Genomic DNA, 2,927 nt, shown 5'->3' with positions numbered 1-2,927 from the left:
AGTCCTTGACGGGGCTTCGTGGGTTCAAATCCCACACCCTCCGCAGAATCCGCAGGTCAGAGGCCCAAGCGGGAAGCAGAGAAGGCCGGTGAGCCGGGCCCATCGCACATGGACCGGCGCACCGGCCTTCGTCGTTGCCGAGGTCGGTGGCGGAGCCTTCCACCAGACGTCGTCCATCACGCCCACGAACTCGTCCGACCGGCCCGGGAACGGATGATCGTCAGGCCGCTTCGTACGGGTCAGCGCCGCGTTGTGCGGCAGGTGCGGTATCCGGCTCGTTGATACCTGCGACCTCCGAAAGGACGGGCGGCACAGGTCGGCGGGTGCACCGCCGGGGTTCGCTCGCGCGGAAGGCCTCGATAGCCCGTGCTCGTGATCCATCGACTTTCGTCGGTGACGACTCGTTCCCGAGCGCCGCAGGACCCTACTATCGCCACCCCCGGTTTCGTCAGCGAGGTGGATCCGCTCGTGGTGCTCCCCTCACTAGATTGCCGTTCGAACGCCGGCCGACAACCGGTTCCGGCCACGGAGCATGAGACCGGTGGCCCGAACGAGCGAGGAATGCGCAGTGGGAACAGCGAAAATATTGACGGGAGCGGGAGCCGCCGTGGTCACGACCGGCCTCGCGCTCTCCCTGACCGGAGCGCTACCGTCGGTCTCCTTCGCCGACGACCGACAAGAGCCCACCGAGGACCGGGCGCCGGCCGCCTTCCACGACCAGGACGTGGACTGGGAAGAGTGCGAGGACTTCTTCCTCACCGGTCTCGACTGCGCGACGGTGGAGGTCCCACTCGACTACGACGCTCCCGAGGGCGAACGGATCCATGTGGGGGTGAGCCGCAGGCCCGCCCAGGTCGACGAGGAGGAACGACAGGGCGTCCTGTTCACCAACCCGGGCGGACCCGGTGCGACCGGGCGTTTGACCGCGGACGAGATCGGCTCCACCCCGCTCGGAGAGGTCTACGACGTCATCGGCATGGACCCGCGAGGCCTGGGCGCCTCGACCTGGCTCGACTGTGAGGTCGACCCTCCCCTCCTGGACACGCACCCCACCGACGAGGAGCTCGAACAACACTTCGACAACCAGCGCGAGTACGCCAAGGCGTGCGACGAGGCCGATGGCGACCTGCGACCCCACTTCACCACCGCCAACACCGCCCGCGACATGGACGTCGTCCGCGCGGTGTTGGGGGAGGAACAGATCGACTACCTCGGCGCCTCCTACGGCACCTATCTGGGCGCGGTCTACGGGACTCTCTTCCCCGAGCGACTCGACCGGGCCGTACTCGACTCGGCCGTCGACCCCGACGGGGTCTGGCGCGAGAACTTCCTGTCCCAGTCCCAGGCCGCGACCGACAACGTCGAGCGCTACACGGACTGGCTGGCCGAGCGTGACGACGAGTTCGGCTTCGGGGCCACGCGAGAAGAAGTCTTGCGCTCGTTCGAACAGACCTCCGAGCTGCTCCGGGAGGAACCCCGGGAAGCCGAGAGCGGGATGATCTACGACGAGGACTACTTCCGCAGCCTGGTGAGCATCTCGGCCGACGACCAAGGGTCCTGGGACGAGTCTGCCCTGTTGTTCAAGGCCCTGGCCGAGGAGACCCCCCTTCCTGAGGCTCCCGAGCCCCCGGGGGAACCCGACATCCCGATGCCGCCGGAGGACCCGGAGGAGGCCGAGGAACAGCTGGGGCGGCTGGAGGGACCCCCGCACCTGGTCTGGTCGCTCCTCTGCGAGGCCGAGTGGCCCACGGACCCGGATCGGTACCGGGCCGACGTGCGCGAGCTCCGTGACGCCCACGCCTTCGGTCAGGCGGCGTCGCAGGCCGGACCACCGGTGTGCCTGTTCTCCGAGAACCAGCCGACCGAGCCCACCGTCGACCTGACCCGCGAGTGGGAGACCCCGGCTCTCGTCATCGCCGGCGAGTTCGACTCGAGGACCCCGTACCAGGGCGCGGCCGACATGGCCGATCGGCTCGACAGCCCGCTGGTGAGCGTCGTCGACAACGGTGGCCACGTCTACTACGGCGCCTCCCTCACAGACGACGAGGGGGACCAGATGTATCCGTGTGTCGCCGACGCGGTGGAGGCCTACCTCATCGACGGCCAGGACCCGCAGGACATCGACTGCCATGATCGTCCCCGTCCGGGTGAGGACACCCCCTGGTCACGAAGTAGTTCGGCCAGGCGTTGAGGCAGGCGTCAACCCGGGCCCCGGAACGCGAAGCATGAACCTTGGATGTCGACCGGCCGTACCGGGCACCGGGCCCGTCCCTCTTCCAGCCGGGAAAGGAAGAGGGACGGGCCCAACGTGTGTCCCGGTGGAGCCCCGCGCGAAGGGGCGCGGGGATCTCTAACCGCTGCCCGGTTCGGTTAAGCCCCATTGGCGCTTGAACCGCTCACCCTGTTGCCGCCAGGCCCACTCCTCCTCTGGGGTGAGGGGTGCGTTCTCGGGGTCAGGGCCGGAAGGTGCGCCGTGGTGGCGGCGCAGGCTCGCTTCCAGGAGTTCCGGGGTGGGTTCGATCTCGCTGCGCCAGTGGCTGCGGGGGTTGTGATGGGTGGCCATCCAGAACCGGCCCGTCCAAGCGAATCGATGGGTGCGCCCCCAACGCTCATACAGGCGCGTCAGTACGACAGAGGGCGGTTCCCAGGTGTCGCCACCGGCCTCCATGTGATCACCCTCGTGGCCGGTGGGCAGGCAACAGCGGCGGATGGAGCCGTATGAGTTGAGGTGCGTTTCAGCGCACACCGGGACCGGAACGCCAGGGAGTTCCTCCCTCGGCCGGGGCGTGGGGTGCGGGTTCGTCAGGTCGCTCATCTAAGCCACCACCGGGATGCGCTGGAGGCCATCGAGAACCCGGAGGAGCAGGGGGAGGTCGTCCGCAGGGGGGCGGGGGCGCGGGATCCGGGGCGAACGAGTGGCCGGCCAC

Annotated in this window: 2 protein-coding genes; one reads left to right on the top strand and one right to left on the bottom strand. The window is 68.7% G+C overall.

The annotated features are described in order from the left end of the window. Positions 1 to 607: 607 nt before the first annotated feature. Complete coding sequence (locus K8V84_RS21835; RefSeq protein ID WP_304078078.1) at positions 608 to 2,191, top strand: alpha/beta fold hydrolase; 1,584 nt, start codon at positions 608 to 610, stop codon at positions 2,189 to 2,191. 159 nt (positions 2,192 to 2,350) lie between these two features. Here the strand turns inward: K8V84_RS21835 and K8V84_RS21830 are convergent, their stop codons facing one another. Then, positions 2,351 to 2,815 (bottom strand): hypothetical protein, encoded by a 465-nt coding sequence (locus K8V84_RS21830; protein WP_304078075.1) that lies wholly within the window; start codon positions 2,813 to 2,815, stop codon positions 2,351 to 2,353. Between the last annotated feature and the right edge of the window lie 112 nt (positions 2,816 to 2,927).

Source organism: Nocardiopsis listeri (genome assembly GCF_020741345.1).
GTDB classification, from domain to species: domain Bacteria; phylum Actinomycetota; class Actinomycetes; order Streptosporangiales; family Streptosporangiaceae; genus Nocardiopsis; species Nocardiopsis listeri_A.
This window is presented reverse-complemented; position numbering and strand designations above follow the sequence as displayed.